General features: G+C 53.6%; 18 protein-coding genes. 16 read left to right on the forward strand and 2 right to left on the reverse strand.

Features of this window, described 5'->3' with window-relative positions:
- The 9 genes from NVS32_RS09985 to NVS32_RS10025 form a co-directional block, all read left to right on the forward strand.
- On the forward strand, nucleotides 1–189 hold a 189-nt coding region (locus NVS32_RS09985), incomplete at its 5' end, for a hypothetical protein (protein WP_258499678.1).
- Nucleotides 190–761: 572 nt separating this feature from the next.
- Nucleotides 762–3,464, forward strand: a complete 2,703-nt coding sequence (locus NVS32_RS09990; RefSeq protein ID WP_258499679.1) for a PRD domain-containing protein — start codon at nucleotides 762–764, stop codon at nucleotides 3,462–3,464.
- 18 nt (nucleotides 3,465–3,482) lie between these two features.
- The gene (locus tag NVS32_RS09995; RefSeq protein ID WP_258499680.1) at nucleotides 3,483–3,914 is read left to right on the forward strand and encodes a PTS sugar transporter subunit IIA; all 432 of its coding nucleotides are present in this window, start codon (nucleotides 3,483–3,485) and stop codon (nucleotides 3,912–3,914) included.
- 12 nt (nucleotides 3,915–3,926) lie between these two features.
- On the forward strand, nucleotides 3,927–4,424 hold the full coding sequence (locus tag NVS32_RS10000) for a PTS sugar transporter subunit IIB (protein ID WP_258499681.1): 498 nt from the start codon (nucleotides 3,927–3,929) through the stop codon (nucleotides 4,422–4,424).
- A 6-nt stretch (nucleotides 4,425–4,430) separates the two neighbouring features.
- Nucleotides 4,431–5,246, forward strand: a complete 816-nt coding sequence (locus NVS32_RS10005; RefSeq protein WP_258499682.1) for a PTS mannose/fructose/sorbose/N-acetylgalactosamine transporter subunit IIC — start codon at nucleotides 4,431–4,433, stop codon at nucleotides 5,244–5,246.
- The gene (locus NVS32_RS10010) at nucleotides 5,243–6,082 is read left to right on the forward strand and encodes a PTS system mannose/fructose/sorbose family transporter subunit IID (protein ID WP_258499683.1); all 840 of its coding nucleotides are present in this window, start codon (nucleotides 5,243–5,245) and stop codon (nucleotides 6,080–6,082) included. The genes NVS32_RS10005 and NVS32_RS10010 overlap by 4 nt, the downstream gene beginning before the upstream one ends.
- Before the next feature lie 11 nt (nucleotides 6,083–6,093).
- Nucleotides 6,094–6,978 (forward strand): class II fructose-bisphosphate aldolase, encoded by an 885-nt coding sequence (locus tag NVS32_RS10015; protein ID WP_258499684.1) that lies wholly within the window; start codon nucleotides 6,094–6,096, stop codon nucleotides 6,976–6,978.
- A gap of 9 nt (nucleotides 6,979–6,987) precedes the next feature.
- Nucleotides 6,988–7,965 (forward strand): aldo/keto reductase, encoded by a 978-nt coding sequence (locus NVS32_RS10020; RefSeq protein WP_258499685.1) that lies wholly within the window; start codon nucleotides 6,988–6,990, stop codon nucleotides 7,963–7,965.
- A 9-nt stretch (nucleotides 7,966–7,974) separates the two neighbouring features.
- Nucleotides 7,975–8,880: an AEC family transporter gene (locus NVS32_RS10025; RefSeq protein ID WP_258499686.1), complete on the forward strand. Its 906-nt coding sequence runs from the start codon at nucleotides 7,975–7,977 to the stop codon at nucleotides 8,878–8,880.
- A 226-nt stretch (nucleotides 8,881–9,106) separates the two neighbouring features.
- Here the strand turns inward: NVS32_RS10025 and NVS32_RS10030 are convergent, their stop codons facing one another.
- The gene (locus tag NVS32_RS10030; RefSeq protein ID WP_258499687.1) at nucleotides 9,107–9,820 is read right to left on the reverse strand and encodes a GntR family transcriptional regulator; all 714 of its coding nucleotides are present in this window, start codon (nucleotides 9,818–9,820) and stop codon (nucleotides 9,107–9,109) included.
- Between the two features lie 219 nt (nucleotides 9,821–10,039).
- Here NVS32_RS10030 and NVS32_RS10035 point away from each other — a divergent pair, with 219 nt between their 5' ends.
- The 6 genes from NVS32_RS10035 (at nucleotide 10,040) to NVS32_RS10060 (ending at nucleotide 14,615) form a co-directional block, all read left to right on the forward strand.
- On the forward strand, nucleotides 10,040–11,146 hold the full coding sequence (locus tag NVS32_RS10035) for an SIS domain-containing protein (protein ID WP_258499688.1): 1,107 nt from the start codon (nucleotides 10,040–10,042) through the stop codon (nucleotides 11,144–11,146).
- Between the two features lie 39 nt (nucleotides 11,147–11,185).
- Nucleotides 11,186–11,692, forward strand: coding sequence for a PTS sugar transporter subunit IIB (locus NVS32_RS10040; protein ID WP_258499689.1), 507 nt, complete (start codon nucleotides 11,186–11,188; stop codon nucleotides 11,690–11,692).
- A gap of 65 nt (nucleotides 11,693–11,757) precedes the next feature.
- Nucleotides 11,758–12,558: a PTS mannose/fructose/sorbose/N-acetylgalactosamine transporter subunit IIC gene (locus tag NVS32_RS10045; RefSeq protein ID WP_258499690.1), complete on the forward strand. Its 801-nt coding sequence runs from the start codon at nucleotides 11,758–11,760 to the stop codon at nucleotides 12,556–12,558.
- 2 nt (nucleotides 12,559–12,560) lie between these two features.
- Nucleotides 12,561–13,376, forward strand: coding sequence for a PTS system mannose/fructose/sorbose family transporter subunit IID (locus NVS32_RS10050; RefSeq protein WP_258499691.1), 816 nt, complete (start codon nucleotides 12,561–12,563; stop codon nucleotides 13,374–13,376).
- Between the two features lie 259 nt (nucleotides 13,377–13,635).
- Complete coding sequence (locus tag NVS32_RS10055; RefSeq protein WP_258499692.1) at nucleotides 13,636–13,965, forward strand: hypothetical protein; 330 nt, start codon at nucleotides 13,636–13,638, stop codon at nucleotides 13,963–13,965.
- The gene (locus NVS32_RS10060; protein ID WP_258499693.1) at nucleotides 13,965–14,615 is read left to right on the forward strand and encodes a hypothetical protein; all 651 of its coding nucleotides are present in this window, start codon (nucleotides 13,965–13,967) and stop codon (nucleotides 14,613–14,615) included. The genes NVS32_RS10055 and NVS32_RS10060 overlap by 1 nt, the downstream gene beginning before the upstream one ends.
- Nucleotides 14,616–14,703: 88 nt before the next feature.
- Here the strand turns inward: NVS32_RS10060 and NVS32_RS10065 are convergent, their stop codons facing one another.
- Complete coding sequence (locus NVS32_RS10065; RefSeq protein WP_258499694.1) at nucleotides 14,704–15,432, reverse strand: hypothetical protein; 729 nt, start codon at nucleotides 15,430–15,432, stop codon at nucleotides 14,704–14,706.
- Between the two features lie 547 nt (nucleotides 15,433–15,979).
- Here NVS32_RS10065 and NVS32_RS10070 point away from each other — a divergent pair.
- Nucleotides 15,980–17,389, forward strand: coding sequence for an exopolysaccharide biosynthesis polyprenyl glycosylphosphotransferase (locus tag NVS32_RS10070; protein WP_258499695.1), 1,410 nt, complete (start codon nucleotides 15,980–15,982; stop codon nucleotides 17,387–17,389).
- Nucleotides 17,390–17,404: the final 15 nt, after the last annotated feature.

Below are 17,404 nucleotides of genomic sequence, written 5' to 3' on the forward strand. Positions count from 1 at the left end.
CGAAGTGTCGAAAACCTGCTGAGCGTTCCGTCGACTCCTACGTTAGCGAATACAGTCGAAGCAGTCGACGGCCGCGCTGAGGTAGGCCTTGAAGCCATCCAGCCGGAACTCGGTGACGTCGGTGACGCAGAGCAGGCCGGGCTCGGCGGCGTGGAAGCCGTGCGTCCCGTCCTCGCGGAGGGGCAGTAGCCGACGGTGGTCGGTGTGGCTGCATGCCTAAACGCGAAACTTTTGCGTGCTCAGAGCCGAGGCTATCCCGCACTGAAAAGCGGTACTACCCTCAGCCAGCAAACCAGAGACTAATAGTCCCGTAGCTTATCCTTGTGGTTCTTCTCGGCGTCGGAACTGTTGCGTGCCTCCACCTCGCCACTCCGGGTGGCCTGACACCAACATTCGGCATGCAACCGTCCGGAAAAGCCTCGAACCAGCGACGCCCGTTCCTCGATGTCGATTATTGTCCTACGCAAAGGTATTACTCGCCAGGTGGCGTGCCTTGAGGTGAAATCCTAAGGTATGCGAGAACCTTAGTTGATTGATGGTTTGATACCATCGCCCATGACGTTCTTCAACTTTCCTAGGCCTAATTTGTTTGTCAGCTTCTCTCCTGTTAACAAACTCGCGATATGACTTCAACAGAACTGGCGGTTGTTCGTCAGATAACCGTTTACGCCACCCTGTGTGGGAATTAGTGACTAAGGATCTCATCGAAGCAGGCTTGAACTGAATCGCCGATGCAGAGTATGCACCAAGAAAGGAGCCACATGCAGAGCAGTAAAAACAAAGTGTATGAGTTGCTTGACCGCCGAACCCGGGACTCCGTCATCTCTGATGAGTCGCTGTTTCAAGCGTCTAGCGTTGCCTCTGAACTGTTTGTAAGTCGAACTCTAGCAAGTCAGTATTTAAACGCCTTGCATGCGGATGGCCTGCTTGTCAAGGTCTCGGGAAGACCCGCCCTTTTCTACTCCAAGAAAGCGCTAGAGCAACGCTATCAGGTCGAGTTTCAAAGCGATGACTTTCTTAGTGTTCAGGAGCTCATCAATTGGATATCAAGCCACTCTCGAATGAAATATGATTTTGAGGATGTTATCGGAGCTCGCACCACCCTCAGGCATGTAATTGCCCAGATAAAAGCTGCTGCTTGCTATCCGCCTCGTGGTCTGCCCCTTCTTCTCGTTGGGAGTGTTGGCAGCGGAAGATCTGGCATTCGCAAAGCAACTGAAAAGTGGTGCGTCTCAGAGCGCATCATCGAAGGGGGGATGCCGGGTTTTACGCTTGATGCGGCATCATATGAAGAGCCTTCCCAGCTTCTCGTAACTTTGTTTGGCAAGAAGGACAGCGACGAAGGTATGCTGGCCAAGCATCCGCACTCCCTCTTCTGGGTAATCAATAGCCAGGCAATTGATTCAGCGACTTGGAGTACGCTGCTCTCGTACTTTGGTAACGGCCATGAGAAGGAGCCGTCGGCTGTTCCTCAGAGTCGTTCTCGACTTTTCTTCGAATGTACGTCGACTCCCGATGAGGTTATGTCACATGCATGGGCAAAACAAATTCCGATGATTGCGTGCATGCCAAGTTTTGTGGATCGGAGCTTGGAAGACCGCGAAGCACTTGCGGTTAAGGCATTCAATAAAGAGTCCAACAAAATTGGAAGACGGGTACTTGTCAGCAGCATTGTTCTTCACAAGTTGGCGTCTAAGACATATGAGGATGGGCTGGTGGGCCTTGAGCTTGACGCCACTATTGCCTGTGCAAATGCCCTAGCTGACAAAGGCGAGTCCGGCCAGGCTCTGAAGATCTACTCGATTCATGCCCCCGGTTTATTCGATGGGAAAGCATCGTACGAGAATATGCCAGAGGAGCCTGTGCTCGTTGACGTTGCAAGGTATGACCTGGTGTCGAAGGGCAGCGAGGGATTCTCGTTGCTGACCAACGTCGTGAATGATGTTGAGAACAACGGAGTGACTGACTCTTCTGCATTGTCGCAAGAGACCTTTGCCCATCTCTCCGCTTACTTTGAATATTTGATGCGCAATAGAAAGCACCTTTTGGCTGGAAGCTCAGTTGGCGATGCTGCCGGAAAGGTCATCAACGGTTCATTTGAACGTCTCGGATGCTATGTTCCGGTGAGTTTTGGAGCCCATCTTTCCAACAGCATGCTCTTTTTCAAGTCTAACCAATTGGCGGCATCCGAATGGCAAGGGCGTATGGGCAGAAGCTTAAGGGATGCGCGCCTCATTGTGGGACAGCGTTTGATTGACGAGACACAAGTGATGAGCCACGTCGCAAATGATCTTCATGATTACCTCGGGCTTAAGCTAGATGCCAACAGTCTGATGATCGGGACGCTATTTCTTCGTGCTTGCTCGCTTAGGATGTCTGCAAAGTGCCGAGGGATAATTGCTGCGCATGGTTACTCAACGGCCAGTAGTATTGCCGATTCCGCAAACGCACTTCTAAAGAGTCATGTATTTGATGCAATTGACATGCCGCTTGATATATCGGCAAACCAGGTTGCAGACAAGCTAAAAGAACATTTGTCTCGATTTCCAGGCAAGTCAGACCTTGTCGTCCTTGTCGACATGGGGAGTCTGAAGGATATCGGTAGATGTCTCAGCGAAACACTCAAGGTCAACGTCGGAGTGCTAAACGGCGTTTCGACGCCGATGGCATTGGCTGCTGGAGAGCAGATACTTTCAAATCAGCCCATGGCAGATGTGCTGAGGGAAACGGCGGAGAAGTCAAGGGACGCAGTAAAGTACTCAATATCAGAATGTCCTAGCGTCCGTGCGTGCATAGTATTTACCTCTGAGAACGGTATTCCAGCCGCTGCCAGGCTTGCCGACCTATTCGCAAAGAGCCTTCCAAGAAGCATTGATGTTGACCTGATTCCGTGCGACTACATGGCACTTGCTTGCGGCGATGTCATCCCGGAGCTCGAGGGAAAGGATATCCTGTTCGCCTTTGGAGTGAACAATCCAAACATCAGCGGAGTTGAGTTCGTCTCGCTTGAGGAAATCGTAGATGCAGATGCAGCTCGTACTGCAGGTATTAACTTGAGAAACTATTTAACTGCAGGAGAGGTTGCAATCTTAAAGCAGAATCTGATTAAGAATTTCTCGCTCGAAAACCTGATGAAGCACCTGACCATTCTCGAGCCGAATTCGCTAATGGAGGCCGTCTCGGCTGCGGTTGACAGCCTCCAGGAGAACATTGGAGCTCACTTCTCCTATCGCATGACAATGCGAATGTACATTCATGTCGGATATCTTGTGGAACGCCTGGTAACAAAGGACATCATCGAGTATCGGGGCGCAGATGTGTTTGCGCGTGATCACCCTGACTTTGTGAAGGCGGTCGTCTCAAGCTTCAAGAACATTTCCATAGCATATGGGGTCAAAATGCCCGCCGAGGAAATCAACTACCTCTACGACTTAATCAATATCGATTGCGGTTCGAAAATCTGATTACTGAGGAGAACAGGCATGTCACGGAAGCTGCTCATAGCCACTCATGGATACCTGGCTAATGGCTTTAGAAGTTCCATTGAGATTCTTACTGGAACGTCTGCCGGCATCGACACGATAAATGCCTATACAGAGGAGGGAGGGGAGGATTACACGAAGAGCATCGCGGAGTTTTTGGAGTCTGTGGGCCCGGAGGACGAGGGAGTCATCTTGACTGACATCGTTGGTGGCAGCGTGAATCAGAAGGTAATGCAGACGTTACGCACTAGCAGACCAAACATATTTCTCATCTCCGGAACCAACCTGATTACCGCGCTTGCCGTCTTCCTTGAGGATAGACCGCTCACAAAGGAAGTCTTAAACGAGATAGTCGATCAGGCAAAGGTGCAGCTGATCGAGATGCCGACATCGTTTGACAGCAGTAGCAGCAGAGAAGACGACTTTTTCTAAGGGGGTAATGGCATGATTTCCCAGATTAGAGTTGACGACAGGCTCATACATGGTCAAGTCGCCCTCGTATGGTCAAAGGAACTTGGCGTTCGGCACATTGTCGTAGCTAACGATCATGCAGCGACCGACGACGTAACAAGAATGACTCTCCAGATGGCGCTGCCATCAGGGATTAAGCTGCTAGTCAAGACTGTCGATGACGCAGTAAAGGTCTTTAACGACCCGCGAGCAAAAGATGTGCCGATGTTCGTCCTGACGAACTGCGTTCATGATGCGCTGAAGATTGTAAAGGAGTGTCCTGGCAGAGTAGAAGCCGTGAATGCCGCAAACGTTGGGAGGTTTGACAGCACACCCAACAAGACGCAGCTCAATGCATGCATTACGCTAAACGACCAGGAACTCGCCGACCTAAAGGAACTTGCAGCATCGGAAGTTCCAACCTACGCGCAGGTCGTTCCGATTGACCCGAAGACTCCAGTAGCAAAGCTAATTAAAGACGCGGGAAAGTAGGGGAAAATGGAATCCTCAGTTACCACAGCACTTTTGGCTGCACTTGCGTATTACATTTGCTATGCCGGCAACTGGATGTTCGGCCAGTGCATGATAGAACGACCGATTGTAGTCGGAATGGTGGCTGGCCTTTTCTTGGGTGACATGCGGACTGGCATCATGGTTGGCGCCGCCCTTGAGGCTATTTTCATGGGTGCAGTAAACATTGGTGGTCAGGTCTCCGCCGAGCCCGCCTCAGCGACGGTTTTCGCGGTTGTGTTTGTACTCTCGAGCGGAATCGATGCCGATGCTGCTTTGACACTTGCGGTCCCAATTGGCGTTCTGATGGGATTTGTCTCAATGGCCATCAACAACGTCGCGTTTAACGCTTTCGTTCCCTTTATTGACGCTGCTGCCGAGCGCGATGACGTAAAGGCGATTACAAGAATCAATTTTGGAGCATGGGGACTTCGCTTTGGAATCTTTGCTCTGATCATGTTTTTCGGTGTGCTTGCCGGTCAGGAAGCCGTCTCGGCTCTTGTATCGGGAATTCCCGACGTAGTGATGCGGGGCTTCAAGGCAGCGGGTGGCTTCATGCCCGCCGTGGGCTTCGCTATTCTTGCGAAGATGCTCTGGAGCAAGGAGCTCGCACCCTATTTTCTGCTTGGCTTCATCCTTGTTATCTACCTTCAGCTCCCGCTCATTGCCGTGTGTGCAATCGGAATCGTGATCGTTGCGGCAGTTGCGTCTAGGGATATGGATTTAATGAATCTCAAGAAATCCTTGAAAAACAAGGGGACCGCATCTTCCGAGAGTGACGAAGTGGAGGACTTCCTATCATGAGTGACATCATCAAGAAGAGCGATCTCTCGCCAGAAGACAAGAAGATGCTCACCAAGATATTCTGGCGCTCGTTTACCATCTTTGCAGGTCGTTCGGGCGGCCAGGTCCGTCAGCACGGCGCAGCCTTCATCTGGGTAATGCTCCCAGCTCTCAATCGCTATTACAAGGACGACCCCGAGGGACACCGACAGGCCCTAATTCGCCATGCGATGTTCTATAACATCACCCAGGCAATTGGAACCTACTGCATGGGCCTTGTCGCATCAATGGAAAAGGAAAACAGCACGAATCCGGACTTCGACCCGCAGTCGATCGTGGCCATCAAGACCGCCCTCATGGGGCCACTATCGGGAATCGGAGACTCATTCTTCTGGGGCGTGCTCAGGGTTATCGCCGCTGGCGTGGGAATTAGCCTTGCTTCCTCCGGATCAATCCTCGGGCCGATTCTGTTCCTGCTGATCTACAACATCCCTGCAATCATTTGCCGCTACGAGCTTACGTTCGCAGGCTTCACGATGGGTGAGAGCTTTATTTCTGAGATTAGTAAGGACGGCCTCATTGACGTCTTCACAAAGTGCGCGAGCATTATTGGTCTCATGATGATTGGCGGAATGACAGCGGCTAACGTAAAGTTCACATCCATTGTGGAGTTTCCTATCGTTGGCGCAGATCCTGTTACTTTGCAGAGCTACCTTGATGCCGTCTTCAAGGGCCTTGTACCCCTGGGCCTCACCTATGGCTGCCTGCGCCTCATGCAGAAGCGAGTCAACCAAAACCTCATCCTTGTCGGAGTGCTCGCGCTTGCCATCGTCCTCGCTCTTCTTGGAATTGTCTAGGGGGTATCAAAGTGCTTGTTTCAATGAGGGGAATATTGGCGGATGCCGACAGCAAGAACTATGCGGTAATGGCATGCAACTGTTGCAACATGGAGAACGTTGAGGCTGTTGTGGCCGCAGCCAGTTCGAAGAGATCTGCAGTGATAATCAACATTTCTCCCAGGCAGTTCCACCTTCATGCGGATTTAGCCGCCATGGTTCCAATGATTGTCAATCTTGCTTCCGCGGCTCCCGTTCCCATTGCATTAAACCTAGATCACGGAAAAGAGTATGACGACATTGTCGCTGCCTTGAATGCGGGCTTTACCTCCATCATGTTTGATGGCTCTGCCCTCACCTACGAGGCAAATCTTGCTATTACTAAGCAGATTTCTGTAATGGCTCATAACCAGGGGTGCGCATGCGAAGGCGAACTGGGCCATGTCGGCCAGGCCAGTGCCGGGGATGGGGAGAAAACCGATTACTTCACCAATGTGGACTTGGCAGTCCAGTTTGTAAAAGAGACTGAGGTTGACGCCCTTGCGGTCGCTATTGGAACTGCTCACGGCAAGTATCCTGCCGGATTTGTCCCAAAGCTCGACTTCGCTCGACTAAAGGAACTGAAGAGTGCGCTTCGGTTGCCGCTCGTCCTCCACGGTGGCTCGGGGTCCGGAGAGGAAAACATCCGAAAGGCCGTCGATTGCGGTATTAACAAGATTAACGTCTGCACCGACGTGTTCGCAGTTGGTAGAGACTCGGTTGCACGGGCGCTTGCAAGCAACCCTTCGGCGGATTGGTTGGATTTAATGAGCGGCGCCCAGAGGGATATGCAGGCTTATATCGAGTACTACATGGATTTAATTGGGTCCTCGGGAAGATATCAGTACACTCTCGCGGATAAGCAGCAGCTCGACTAGGGATGGGTAATGTTATATACAGATAACGAAAAGTGTCAGGCCACTCTATCTGCTCTGGGCGCCGGTACATGGTCCCTCGGTGGAAAGAATGCCTATGGCCTCGTGTACGGTCAGGTCGAGGAGGACAATGCGATTAACGCGCTGAGGGTTCTCATCGATAACGGAGTCAACGTCGTCGATACTGCACCGGTTTACGGCGTTCACGGTGCTTCGGAGACGATTGTTGGCAAGGCATTACGGGATGGGTACAGGGATAAGGTTTTCCTAGTAACGAAGTTTGGCAACTACAACGATGCCGAGACTGGGAAGAGAATCATTAACAACAGCCGCGAAGACATCATGAAAGAGATTGATGAATCGCTCGATCGGCTTGAAACTGATCATATCGACCTCTATATCATGCACTATCCCGACCCGGTGGTCCCGGTGTCCGAAACCATGGATGCGCTCAACGAGATTAAGGCCCAGGGGAAAATTAAGCACATCGGAGTGAGCAACGTAGATCGCAGGCAGCTTGAAGAATGCATGGAGTTTGCCGAGATAGATGCGATACAGCTCCCATATTCTATGGTCAATCGGTCGGCAGAGGATCTTCTTGTGTGGTCTCACTCCCACGGGCTCATGACAATGGCATACGGTGCCATGGGCGCGGGCATATTGTCCGGGTCCTATAGGGAACTCCCGCACTTTAGCGAAAAGGACATCCGCTATACGTTCTATCCGTACTTCAAAGAGCCGATGTTCTCCGAGATTCAGCGTCTGCTACAAGATATGGACATCATTGCCGAAAGACACGAATGCCCCCTCTCCCATGTTGCACTTTCTTGGGTGGCTCACAAGGAGTTTGTTACGACGTCACTTGTTGGATCGACGAACGTCAACCAGGCTCGCGAAAACGCCAGGGCATACTCCCTTACTCTCTCCGAGGACGAAATGGCATTTTTGGACGCATCGATAAAAAGAAACCTTGATGAAACAGGAGCATAGGTCTGAGAGATGGTTAGCCCTTGGGTTAGTGCGGTTACTTATACATGCTTGATTGCACTGACGCTTGCGTTGAAGGCGGGCGGCTATCTCCCGAAGGATGCCGACCATGTTTTGTCTAGAATCATGGTCGGCATCACCTTGCCTGCAACTATAGTAGAAAATCTAAATGGGAAAACAATAGACCTTTCTTATTTTCATCTAATATTATTCGGAATTTGTTTTAACTTGATACCGCTTGTCCTTTCGAGGCTTTCGGATACCCATTCTCAGGTTGTTGCAGAGAGAATGGCGGGTACATCTGGCTTCAATATCGGAAACTTCGCAATTCCGTTTGTCAGTGGTTTGTTTAGTTCGGAGGCGCTGGTTATTACGAGTGTCTTTGATATAGGGAACTCGCTCATGTGCCTTGGGGTTAACGGGTTGTTCATTGCGAAAGAGACTGATTCTTCATCTTCAACTTCTCCTATGGTGATATGCAAATCGTTGGTGAAGTCAGTTCCAGTTATGACATATCTTGTAATGCTCATTTTTTGCATAGTTGGTCTCTCCATGCCAAATCAAATCATGCCTATCGTTGACAAGTGTGCCGCGGCAAACCCGTTAGTCGCTATGGCAGTCATTGGAACCTCTATAGTCCTACCTGCAGACAATTCAATTAGCTGTGTCTTTTCGTCAATCAAAATTCTGCTCATTAGACTTGCGGCAGTTGCGATTGAGATTGGAATTCTATTTCTGATACCGATATCACTTTTTGAGAGGCAAACGCTCATTGTGCTCTGCTTATCACCGGTCGCAGCGATGAGCGTCGTGTTTGCCGAACAGTATTGTCTTGACAAGGGATCCGTAGCATTGGCAAACGTTCTCTCAATTCCTATTTCACTTCTGAGCATGACGGTTGCTCTCTCGCTGATGTGACAGAGGGTCGTATGTGTGATGCTCCGGATTCTCTGGCTAAATATTTGATGGAATGGCACTTGGCCTTTTCCGCTTACGCTATTCAGCCTAGAGAGAGGAGGCCGTTGCTCAACGCCCGTCTCGATTGGTCAGCGTTGTAGGCCCGGATTGGCCTGTGGCCAATCTGCTTGGCGAGACTGTTCGAGGCAGCCTACATTCCGAAATAACGACGCCTTGTTATTGACCCCTACATCTCGAACCGGTATGAATATAGGTCTCCGTTGTAGTACGTGGTGATGTACTCAAACGGGACCTTTGTTCCTTTGTATTCTGCGTAAGTCACATGCGTCATTTGCAGTATTGCCCCATCGTCGAGGCCAAGTAGCCGTTGCTGTTCCTCCGTAGGAAGTGTTGCGCTTATCTCCATATCGCATCCGGCAACGTGAATGCCCAGTGTTCTCACATAGGCATAAAAGGATTCATTGAGAGCTTCGACACTTATGGCTGGAATTATCTGTGATGATACGTATGTGTCACTTATGGCTATGGGCTTACCGTCGCCAGTACGCAACCTCAAAAAGTGGTGAATGAGCTCTTCGCTATTGCAACATAGCTTCTGGGACGCAACTGGGAACTGGGAAGCAGGAAGAACCTCGTAACTTAGGAGTTTTGATCCCGCTTTCATCCCAATGTGTTGCATGTCTTCGGTGAAGCTGTCTCCTGCAAGGAGACTCTTCCTTACGTGCTGTGCGGTAACGAAGCTCCCTTTCCCGGGAATTCTTGAAATATAGCCACTGCTTGCGAGGTTGTTGAGCGACTTATTTATGGTCATACGAGAAAAGCCAAACTGATCGCATAGCTCCTGTTCAGTTGGTATCTTTTCACCAACTGATATCCTGCCAGCGGAAATAAGACCTCGGATGTATTCCTCGACCTGCTGATACTTCGGCTTTGCTGACACTGCTCCTCCATTGCCCTCGCGGTTCAAGGCCACATTGGACGCTATGACATTAGCACGTAACATAATCGTTTCACGGTTGACTATGTATATACCTTTATTTCTTTGCTTTCATCTCGCAGCTATGCCGTTTGCGGAATGCTTCAAAAATGTTCTTGCATAGTAGGCGAACTATATGTATATACATAAGTATACATCGGACTAGACAATCTTGGAGGTACGATGATCACCGAACTCGAAGACCCTACGATGATTGGCTATATCCATGACGGAGGGAATGCCCTTCGAAATGTCCTGGAGAACGAGGACGCATTTGTCTCGCCATTCCGAAGCGTGATAGAAAGCAACGACATCCAAGAGATTCACTTCGTGGGTTCCGGCACAAGCTATAATGCTTCCCTCTACATCGCAAAGATGATTAGTAGGTTCTCTCACATCGCATCATATGCCGCATATCCCACCCGGTCCGACCCAAAGGTTGACGTTGCCTGCTCCGGCTATCGGGCGAGCCAGATTCTCTACGTTGGCGTCTCGCAGTCTGGTACGAGCGTCTCGACGATTGATGTGCTTCGCAGGGCGCGCGAGGCAGGTGCGTCTACCATAGCGCTGACCGATGTCATGGACAGTCCCGTGGTGGAGGAGGCAGACCATGCCATTCGCCTCTTCACTGGCCATGAGGTGGTGCACGTCGAGACTCGTGGATACCTCGCAACGCTGTTCGAGGGCTTCCTCATTGCGCTTGACCTAGGTCGCACGCGAGGGATCCTGGCGCAGGAAGAATTCCTCTCACGACACGAATCTGCAAGGCGGTTTTCGGAGGAGTTTGATGGGCTCATTGCGCAGGCTGAGGATTGGTACTCCATGCATGCCGATGAGCTCCAGTCACTCGGAAGAGCGTATGTCTGCTCGTATGGCGTAAACGAGTGCACTGCTGAAGAGGCGGAGTTAAAACTCACCGAGACCTTTGGAAAGCCGGTACGCGGCTATGAGCTTGAGGAAATGATTCATGGTCCGCACTACGCGCTGGATGAGGACACGTTCGTCTTCTTTGTTGCACCTTCTGGAGAATGCCTTAAGCGTATCCCGGTGTTTCTCGACTGGTTCAAGAAGAACCAGATTACTGAGCACGTATTTGTGATCACTTCCGGGTCGCATCTCGGCCAGTTTGGGGACAAGTCGCTCTGCCTAGGTGGAGACTTCTCTGAGGAACTGAGTCCCATTGCAATGATTCTTCCTTTTTACATTATTGCGGCCCGTAACTGCATTTCCGCAGGCATCAATACGAGGGACAAGCCCGCAAACCGCATCGCCTTCGCGCACCTCGACTAGGCGGGTGGTGTTCGTAGCGTATCGTTTGGAGGTAGCAAGATGATTGCATTGGCCAGAGCAGACGACCGGTTGATTCATGGGCTGGTTGCGGTTGCGTGGACGTCGAGCGTGGCGCCAGAGACCATTCTCGTCGCAAATGATTGCGCGGCAACAGACAGCTTCAAGAAGGAGACGATGCGTCTGGCGAAGCCTGCCGGCGTAAAGCTGTTCATCAAGTCCGTTGAGTCATCCGCGAAGGCGCTGAACAACCCAATCAATGATAGCAAGAGGATTCTGCTGATCACCGCATCGGTGGAGGATGCGGAGCGTGTTTACTCGCTGCTGGACGAAAGCCACAAGTTCACGGTCCTTGACATTGGGACTGCGGGAATCGTCAAGAAAGAAGGTGAGACATACAAGCTCGTCATCCCAGGGGTCTACGTAAGCAAAGAGGAGTACGAGGCAGCGAAGAGGCTCGCCCAGAAGGGGGTAGACGTCTTCTGCCAGGCAAACCCTGCCCTAGAGAAGGCCTCGCTCTCCGATATGGGGAAAGCCCTCGAGAAGTAACGGCGTTAATTCGAAAAAACTCATGATTGCGAGAGAGCACTGCTGCTGAGGAGAGTGGGGGAGCAATGAGCCAGGTACTTCAAGGTCTTCTTGTCGCATTAATTGCGGCGGCGGTCTACATGGAGTCCCGCATCGGCGGTCAGCACATGCTTGACCGACCGATAATCATCGGCCCGCTGGTTGGCCTGGTGATGGGAAATCCGGGAATGGGGCTTGCAATTGGCGGCGAGCTCGAACTCGTGTGGATGGGCCTGAATGGAATAGGGACAACAACTCCACCCAACGTCGTCGTGGGCTCGGCCTTGGCAACAGCGCTTGCCATTAGCACCGGGGCATCCTACGAGACGACGCTCGCGCTTGCGATTCCGATTGCCGTTGTTGCCCAGCTTTGTGATATTGCTGCGCCCGTGGTGAATACGTTCTTTGCTCATCGCGCGGACAAGTGTGCTGCCAATGGGGACTACCGCGGTATCGAACTTTGCAACTGGGGTGGGGCAGTTGTCTACTTCCTCTTCAAGTTCGTGCCTGTCTTCCTGGGATTTGTCCTGGGTTCAGGGCTCATTACGTCCTTTGTGGACATGATTCCGGCCGTGATTCAGAACGGCCTTGCCCAGTCCGGCAACATCCTGCCCGCCCTTGGTGTCGCGATGCTCATCCAGCTTACCTGGGACAAGAAGTTTGGTGCGTTCCTCTTCTTGGGCTTTGGGCTCGCTGCGTTCCTGAAGGTTGACACCCTCGGTGCCGCGTTCTTTGGTGCTGTTATTGCGTTTATCTACTACAAGCTGAGTGGCAGGAACTCTAGCGAGAGCGCACTCGGGATGAATGTTGTCTCCGGTGGGGTAGACGATGACAGTGAGGAGCTCTAACCATGGCGGAAGAGAAGAAGCTCAGCGAGGGTACCCTCCGCAGGGTCTTTAACAGGCACTACCAACTGCTCAGCTGCTTCAACTACGAGCGGCAGATGTCAACGGGATATTGCTACACAATGCTACCGGCGCTTCGCGAACTGTATAAGGACGACGAGGAAGGTCTCAACCAGGCTGTCAAGAGGCACCTTGAGTTCTTCAATTGCGCAACGAGTACGAGCCCGTTCATCATTGGCCTCTCGTGCGCGATGGAGGAGGAGAACGCCAACAACCCGGGAGAGTACGACTCCTCCTCGATAACCTCGGTGAAGGCTGCACTTATGGGCCCGCTTGCCGGAATCGGCGACAGCTTCTTCTGGGGTACGTTCAGGGTGATTGGCGCTGGCGTTGGTGCTCCTATGGCTGTCGCGGGAAACGTCCTTGGCCCCATCTTTTATGCTCTTCTCAACGTTATTCCCTCCGAGGTCGTGAGGCGGTGGGGATTCAAGATCGGCTATGCGGGCGGGGGCAAGTTCCTCGAGCGCGTCTCTGCTGACGGTACCCTTGACAGGCTGACCGAAGCGGCGAGAATCATGGGTCTTGTTGTCATTGGGGCAATGATTCCCTCGATGGTGGTGCTGAGCCTTGGAGCAACGATTGACATCAACGGGGCGCAGGTGGTGCTTCAGGACATCATTGACCAGATTTGCCCGTGCCTGCTCCCCGCACTGCTTACGCTGGGTTGTTATAAGCTCCTGAAGAGGGGTGTATCCGGAACGGCGGTAATGTTCGGGCTTCTTGCGCTGGGGGTCGTTCTAGCTGTTCTGGGGCTTGTCTGATGACGATGGCTGTTGCCTGAGTCGTATAGGCAGATATACTCAGTGTCTTCCCCATGGGCCCTAGACGTTTTCTGAATCTAGATTGCCAGCGTGTAGTCTTGGCCCAGGCCCCTCCTGTTCTCTGCCCTTATCCTCCAGCTGAGCGGCTTCTTTGGCTTCGCGTCACGACATCACTCGACGTTGGAGTCGAGCTCCCTCTGAACTCCTTGAAGGTGACGCCTGTTCAGTCCTCTCCATCGAAGAAGTCGCTCTTGAGCGCATGTCTAAGAACCCCTTGCGCCTAGCGTTGGTAAGTCTCTTGGCCCTGCGCGACATCGGGTGCGTCATTGTGGCCGGCGGCACATGCCGCCGGCCATTCGTTGGTCATGTAGAAAATGCGGCGCTCTTGTCCATTAACGAGTTAGAGATTCTGCTTCTGACGGCGACGGTTGTGCCGCATCGCCTGGGAGATTGGGCGAGACAAATCGACCGTCTCGCTGAAAAACGCAAGGACCGGTTAGGCGACATCCACATTGCCCATGCGCGGCGGATGGTCTCAACGAGCGCAACGATGAGCTTGACTCGGCCATCTCTGATCTTCAAGATTTGATGAACTCCGGGGATGCTCCTCTCGATCAATCAACCATAGAAGCCGCAAGCGTTGCCATTGGCGCAGCACAGGGGGCCAAGCAATCTGTCCCAGAAATGCCAGAGGATGCCGACGCAATCAATGCCGAAGCTACCGCAATGGGGAGCATGGGGGAGTATTCCGCCCAGCTTGACGCCCTCAACACTGCGAAGGTTAATCTGCAGAACAGCATCTCGCAGATGAAGCAGGTCACTAACCCAACCGAGCAGTTCGTAATCCAGCGCATCAGCGGGCTTTCGAACATTACGGGCGTCGAGGCTGTGACAGAAGACAATGATCCCAACGGGAACCTCGGTAAGGCCGGCGGCTACACTGCTTGCGTCTACTTTGCTTCCGATTTGGTGGATCAGTCAAAGGTTTATATCTCCGACGGATACAGCGGCATTGTTGGTGCTGGTACAGACGGCGGTGGAGCAGTCGAGGTCTACGCGAACGTAGACGATGCAAACAAGCGCAATGATTACCTGGCTGTATTTGATGGCACCATTCTCTCCTCGGGCTCCCATGATGTCGTGGGCACGTGCGTGGTGAGAACTTCTCATCTCCTGACTGCCTCCCAGCAGAAGGCGCTTGAGGGAGAAATCGCCGACAGCCTGACGAAGCTCGAATAGCGGTGGGCGGTGACTCAACCGGCAATATACTCCTGCTGCAAAACGGACTTTGCTTTGCGGGGGAGTGCCTCTCGCAGCTCTATCCCCATCAATACGCGTACGGACTGAAGTCGCTCAGGAGCGCCTGGCCGCTCTGCTCGTCAGTGGGCAGGACCAGCTTCCCATCCATGCCGCTTGTCACGAGCACGTGGTTGTCGAAGGACCTTCCGTCGGTGCCGTGGAGGGAAACGGCAAAGTTGGGGTTGAACTCGCCCGCGCTCGCCTGGATCAGCACTGGCTCGCCGGTATCGGACGCGTAGATGGTGTCGCTGGCCTTCTCGGACCACTGGCCATCGTCAGTCGTGGAGTAGAGCCACTGGCACACGCTCACCGAGTCGCCGGCGTGGGCCGGCACGATGCAATAGATGTCGCTTCCCTCGGTGACGGCCTTTGCCGTGACGTCCGCCATGAAGGGGTACTTGGTGAGCAGGGGAGTTCCGTCCTGGTAGGTGAGGGTGGAGAGCCACGACGAGAAGTCGCCGGACGTGATGTCCCCGTCGTACATGCCCAGGTACCACACGGCGCCCATGGTGCCATCGGATGCGATCTCTTCTCGGACAGACGCGAGGTCGGCCGACTCTTCTGGCTGAGCGGGCTGGGCGGGCGTCTCGGTTGACGAGGTTGTATCGGTGGACGGGGCATCCTGCGTTGCGGTGGCCTCGGACTGCGTCTGCTCTGGCTGGGAAGTTGGGGAGGTGGCGGTGGTTTCCCCTTCGCAGCCCGCGATGAGCGCGCCAGTGATGATGACGGGCAGAACTGCTGCGAGGTGCTTTCTCATGACACTCTCCCTGTGTCTGGCGGAGGGACGGAGTTGCGCGCGCGTGGGACGCACGGCGCCCCGTTCCCTCCGGTATGGCATTTGGGTTCCTGACCAGAGATTGCATCGTTAGGGCGCGTTTCGTCAAGGGGCTTTCCGGGGGTGGGGGTGGTGAGGCGGCGGCAACGACCCGGGTTGACTCCCTATGGGGACGAGCTTGTGCGCGCTCTGGCCCCTCTCTGGCAGCTATTTGCGGCTGGGCTACGGTCTTTCGGGGGTACCCCAAGTACAAAATGGTTCTATGTTTGTTGAACCTCAGGTCAGGGAATTGCTCCTGTGGCTGTGTCACATAAGGAATTGAACGGAAACTGCTGCCAACCGGGAAGCCTGTCTTGGGAAACCGCCCGCTGAAGGCTTCTCGACGGTGTTACCATCAAAATTCAATGACGTTACCCATCGAAACCGTTGTTACGCCAGCGACACGCCCTCCCTTTGGTCTGCGTATACTATCTTGAAAGTAATATATGAAAGTCCATCTAATGCTTTGCGCTTGTGTAGGGGTGTTGTCATGAAGTTGCCCAGATTTGCCCGCCGCCTGTTGCTCTGGGCACTCGATGTTGCCTGTGTGATGGCATCCCTCTACATTTCCCTCACCATGCGCTTTGGCCAGATTGGCCTCAGTGGGGCCGAGTCCCGCGTGGGTGACTACATCGTCCTCACCCTGCTGCTTCTAGTCACCTTCCTCAACTTTGCCGTGCACCGCAACCGCGGCTTCATGAAGCGCACGGGTTCCCAGGAGTTTGGAGTCGTGCTCAGCTACAACGTCTGGCTACTCGTAGGCATTGCGGTGCTGGTTGTGGCGCTGCACGTGCAGCCGAGCCCCTCTCGCCTAATGCTTCTCTACTTCGTCATCGTCAACGTGATCATCATGTCAGTCATGCGCGCCATCGCCAAGGCCGCCGCCCGAGCGCTGCTGGCGGGGGAGCGCCTTGGCGCCTCCATCGTGATGGTGGTCGAGCAGGGCCAGCGCGAGCGCATCGAGCGCGTCTTTGACACCGGCGCAACGTACTCAATTGCCGGCTGGCTTGAGCTTGCCGACGGTCGCGTTTCCGGTACCGTTGCCGATAAGGACGTGACCTCGGAAATCGAGGCCCTCCCAGAAGCCTTGGGCGACACCCGCGTGGACGACGTCTTTGTCTTTGCCCCCACCACGCCAGAGCAGGAGACCTCTGCCCTCCTGGATGCGGCGGAGCGTATGGGGTCCAACTGCCACGTTGCTCTCGCCCTTCCGGACCCGAGCCTCCAGGGCGCTTGCCTGGACCTCTTTGGCGGCTTCCCAACCGTGAGCTATTCCGGCCGCGGCAGCAGGTTCTACCTGGTCTTCCTTAAGCGCCTCATCGACATTGTCGTGAGCCTTCTCGTGATTGTCGTCGCGTTCATCCCCGGCGTCATTCTCGCCATCGTAATCGCACTGCAGAGCAAGGGCGCGCCGTTCTACTCGCAGGAGCGCCTGGGCCTTGGCGGCAAGCACTTCAAGCTGCTCAAGTTCCGCTCCATGGTTGCGGACGCTAACGACGTCGAGAAGTACTTCACGCCCGAGCAGCTGCGCGAGTGGCAGACCGAGCGCAAGTTGGACAACGACCCCCGTGTGACCGGCATTGGCCGCTTCCTGCGCAAGACCTCGCTTGATGAGTTCCCGCAGTTCATCAACGTTTTTAAGGGTGACATGTCCATCGTGGGGCCGCGCCCCATTGTAGACGAGGAGATCTCGCATTACGGGGACCGCGCCAGCGAGTTCCTAAGCTGCAAGCCCGGCATCACGGGCTGGTGGCAGGTCGAGGCGAGAAACGACGCCGACTACGCGTCTGGCAGGCGCCAGGCGCTGGAGCTCTACTACGTGCGCCACGCATCCGCGACGCTGGACTGGAACATCTTCAAGCGCACATTTGGCGCTGTCTTCCACGGTACCGGCAAGTAGGGAATGAGACAAAGG

This window comes from Tractidigestivibacter montrealensis, from assembly GCF_024741235.1.
Lineage (GTDB): Bacteria > Actinomycetota > Coriobacteriia > Coriobacteriales > Atopobiaceae > Tractidigestivibacter > Tractidigestivibacter montrealensis.

What these genes read in the sequence shown, in the direction of transcription:
- NVS32_RS10050 (WP_258499691.1), top strand. Translation starts at nt 12,561, where the DNA reads ATGGCGGAAGAGAAGAAGCTCAGCGAGGGTACCCTCCGCAGGGTCTTT.
- NVS32_RS10005 (WP_258499682.1), top strand. Translation starts at nt 4,431, where the DNA reads ATGGAATCCTCAGTTACCACAGCACTTTTGGCTGCACTTGCGTATTAC.
- NVS32_RS10060 (WP_258499693.1), top strand. Translation starts at nt 13,965, where the DNA reads ATGAACTCCGGGGATGCTCCTCTCGATCAATCAACCATAGAAGCCGCA.
- NVS32_RS10045 (WP_258499690.1), top strand. Translation starts at nt 11,758, where the DNA reads ATGAGCCAGGTACTTCAAGGTCTTCTTGTCGCATTAATTGCGGCGGCG.
- NVS32_RS10070 (WP_258499695.1), top strand. Translation starts at nt 15,980, where the DNA reads ATGAAGTTGCCCAGATTTGCCCGCCGCCTGTTGCTCTGGGCACTCGAT.
- NVS32_RS10010 (WP_258499683.1), top strand. Translation starts at nt 5,243, where the DNA reads ATGAGTGACATCATCAAGAAGAGCGATCTCTCGCCAGAAGACAAGAAG.
- NVS32_RS10000 (WP_258499681.1), top strand. Translation starts at nt 3,927, where the DNA reads ATGATTTCCCAGATTAGAGTTGACGACAGGCTCATACATGGTCAAGTC.
- NVS32_RS10055 (WP_258499692.1), top strand. Translation starts at nt 13,636, where the DNA reads ATGTCTAAGAACCCCTTGCGCCTAGCGTTGGTAAGTCTCTTGGCCCTG.
- NVS32_RS09995 (WP_258499680.1), top strand. Translation starts at nt 3,483, where the DNA reads ATGTCACGGAAGCTGCTCATAGCCACTCATGGATACCTGGCTAATGGC.
- NVS32_RS10065 (WP_258499694.1), bottom strand. Translation starts at nt 15,432, where the DNA reads ATGAGAAAGCACCTCGCAGCAGTTCTGCCCGTCATCATCACTGGCGCG.
- NVS32_RS09990 (WP_258499679.1), top strand. Translation starts at nt 762, where the DNA reads ATGCAGAGCAGTAAAAACAAAGTGTATGAGTTGCTTGACCGCCGAACC.
- NVS32_RS10020 (WP_258499685.1), top strand. Translation starts at nt 6,988, where the DNA reads ATGTTATATACAGATAACGAAAAGTGTCAGGCCACTCTATCTGCTCTG.
- NVS32_RS10025 (WP_258499686.1), top strand. Translation starts at nt 7,975, where the DNA reads ATGGTTAGCCCTTGGGTTAGTGCGGTTACTTATACATGCTTGATTGCA.
- NVS32_RS10035 (WP_258499688.1), top strand. Translation starts at nt 10,040, where the DNA reads ATGATCACCGAACTCGAAGACCCTACGATGATTGGCTATATCCATGAC.
- NVS32_RS10040 (WP_258499689.1), top strand. Translation starts at nt 11,186, where the DNA reads ATGATTGCATTGGCCAGAGCAGACGACCGGTTGATTCATGGGCTGGTT.